At 53.9% G+C, this 3,164-nt stretch carries 1 tRNA gene and 2 rRNA genes (1 of these 3 cut by a window edge); all 3 read left to right on the top strand.

Features of this window, described 5'->3' with window-relative positions:
• Window positions 1-2,716: ribosomal RNA gene (locus tag A7Q26_RS16980) — 23S ribosomal RNA — on the top strand; it begins 79 nt to the left of the window's first position.
• A gap of 147 nt (window positions 2,717-2,863) precedes the next feature.
• Window positions 2,864-2,978 (top strand): 5S ribosomal RNA (rrf, locus tag A7Q26_RS16985).
• A 110-nt stretch (window positions 2,979-3,088) separates the two neighbouring features.
• Window positions 3,089-3,162 (top strand) — tRNA-Met (locus A7Q26_RS16990).
• Window positions 3,163-3,164 lie beyond the last annotated feature (2 nt).

Consider the following 3,164-nt stretch of genomic DNA (forward strand, 5'->3'; position numbering starts at 1 on the left):
GGGAGCTGTGAGCAAGCTTTGATCCCGCGATTTCCGAATGGGACAACCCACCTTCACCATTTAAGACTGCGCCAGCTTCTGCTGGATCAGTGTTAAATGGGAGAGGTATCACTAAGCTGAATAAAATAGGCTTTGGTGAGGCGAACCCGGAGAACTGAAACATCTCAGTACCCGGAGGAAAAGACATCAACCGAGATTCCGTTAGTAGTGGCGAGCGAACGCGGACCAGGCCAGTGCCTGGTGTTTAGTTAACAGAAGCCTCTGGAAAGTGGCGCCATAGCGGGTGACAGCCCCGTATGTGAAAGCGAAACATCAGGACTTGAGTAGGGCGGAGCACGTGAAACTCTGTCTGAACATGGGGGGACCACCCTCCAAGCCTAAATACTCGTACATGACCGATAGCGAACCAGTACCGTGAGGGAAAGGTGAAAAGCACCCCGATGAGGGGAGTGAAACAGTACCTGAAACCGGATGCCTACAAGCAGTGGGAGGGTCCTTGAGACCTGACCGCGTACCTCTTGCATAATGGGTCTGTGACTTAGTGTATCATGCAAGCTTAAGCCGTTAGGTGTAGGCGCAGCGAAAGCGAGTCTGAATAGGGCGACCATGAGTATGATGCATTAGACCCGAAACCCGGCGATCTAGGCATGACCAGGTTGAAGGTGCGGTAACACGCACTGGAGGACCGAACCGTTTAATGTTGAAAAATTATCGGATGAGTTGTGTTTAGGGGTGAAAGGCCAATCAAGCCGGGAAATAGCTGGTTCTCCGCGAAATCTATTGAGGTAGAGCGTCGGATGATTGCCGTTGGGGGTAGAGCACTGGATGGTTGCGGGGGTCGCGAGATCTACCAATACTAACCAAACTCCGAATACCAACGAGTCTAGTCCGGCAGACAGACGGCGGGTGCTAAGGTCCGTCGTCAAAAGGGAAACAGCCCTAACCTACAGCTAAGGTCCCCAAGTCACGTCTAAGTGGGAAAGCATGTGGGATTTCCAAAACAACCAGGAGGTTGGCTTAGAAGCAGCCATCCTTTAAAGAAAGCGTAACAGCTCACTGGTCTAAATAAGAGATCCTGCGGCGAAGATGTAACGGGGCTCAAGACGTGCACCGAAGCTTAGGGTTCAGTCTTTTGACTGAGCGGTAGCGGAGCGTTCCGTAGGCCGTTGAAGCGGGAGGGTAACCGACCGTGGAGGTATCGGAAGTGCGAATGCAGACATGAGTAGCGATTAACAGTGTGAGATGCACTGTCGCCGAAATTCCAAGGGTTCCTGCTTAAAGCTAATCTGAGCAGGGTAAGCCGGCCCCTAAGACGAGCCCGAAGGGGGTAGTCGATGGGAACCACGTTAATATTCGTGGGCCTGGTGGTGTGTGACGGATGGCGTAACTTGTTCGGCCTTATTGGATTGGTCCGGGCAGGGAAGTTGTCCCAGGAAATAGCCCCACCGTATAGACCGTACCCTAAACCGACACAGGTGGAATGGTAGAGTATACCAAGGCGTTTGAGAGAAGTATCCTGAAGGAACTCGGCAAATTGCCTCCGTACCTTCGGAAGAAGGAGGCCCCACATTAAGGCAACTTTTTGTGGGGGGCACAGGCCAGGGGGTAGCGACTGTTTAGCAAAAACACAGGGCTCTGCTAAGTCGGCTTCAAGACGACGTATAGGGCCTGACGCCTGCCCGGTGCCTGAAGGTTAAGAGGAGGAGTGCAAGCTCTGAATTGAAGCCCAGGTAAACGGCGGCCGTAACTATAACGGTCCTAAGGTAGCGAAATTCCTTGTCGGGTAAGTTCCGACCTGCACGAATGGCGTAACGACTTCCCCACTGTCTCCAGGATATGCTCAGCGAAATTGAATTCTCCGTGAAGATGCGGAGTACCCGCGGTTAGACGGAAAGACCCCGTGCACCTTTACTGCAGCTTCAGAGTGGCATTAGGAAAGAACTGTGTAGCATAGGTGGGAGGCTTTGAAGCGATGACGCCAGTTGTCGTGGAGCCATAGGTGAAATACCACCCTGTTGTTTTCTGATGTCTAACCTCGCACCGTTATCCGGTGCAGGGACCCTCTGTGGCGGGTAGTTTGACTGGGGCGGTCGCCTCCTAAAGAGTAACGGAGGCGCGCGATGGTGGGCTCAGGACGGTTGGAAACCGTCTGTTAGAGTGCAATGGCATAAGCCCGCCTGACTGCGAGACTGACAAGTCGAGCAGAGACGAAAGTCGGTCATAGTGATCCGGTGGTCCCTCGTGGAAGGGCCATCGCTCAACGGATAAAAGGTACGCCGGGGATAACAGGCTGATGATTCCCAAGAGCTCATATCGACGGAATCGTTTGGCACCTCGATGTCGGCTCATCACATCCTGGGGCTGGAGCAGGTCCCAAGGGTTTGGCTGTTCGCCAATTAAAGTGGTACGTGAGCTGGGTTCAGAACGTCGCGAGACAGTTTGGTCCCTATCTGCCGTGGGCGTCGAAATTTGAGAGGAGTTGACCCTAGTACGAGAGGACCGGGTTGAACATACCTCTGGTGTACCAGTCGTCCTGCCAAGGGCGCAGCTGGGTAGCTATGTATGGACGGGATAACCGCTGAAAGCATCTAAGCGGGAAGCCTCCCTCAAGATAAGATTTCATCGAGCCGTCGTAGACCACGACGTTGATAGGTCGGATGTGGAAGTGCGGTAACGCATGGAGCTAACCGATCCTAATTGCTCTGTTCGCGCTTAAACGGTTCAGAAATGAACCGCAGAGTCCCACCATCAACGACAGCCTTGAAAAAACCTGTCGAAACATGGCGGTCGTTAAGCCAGCCAGGATATCTCAACACACCCCGCACGGGCATCGATTATACCCAACAAAGCGCCAGCTCCATTGCTTGGTGACCATAGCGTCAGTGACCCACCCGATCCCATCCCGAACTCGGCCGTGAAACCTGACTGCGCCGATGGTACTGTGGCTCAAGCCCCGGAAGAGTAGGGCGTCGCCAGGCATTGAAGCTCGCGCTTTGTTCAAAACCCATTCACATCCCAAAAAGGGCGGCCCGTAAAACAGGCCGCCCCTTTTTGCTGCAAAAAACTGCCTCCTCAGGCAGAACAACGTCGCGGGGTGGAGCAGCCCGGTAGCTCGTCAGGCTCATAACCTGAAGGTCGCAGGTTCAAATCCTGCCCCCGCAACC

This window comes from Sphingobium sp. TCM1 (assembly GCF_001650725.1).
Classification (GTDB): domain Bacteria; phylum Pseudomonadota; class Alphaproteobacteria; order Sphingomonadales; family Sphingomonadaceae; genus Sphingobium.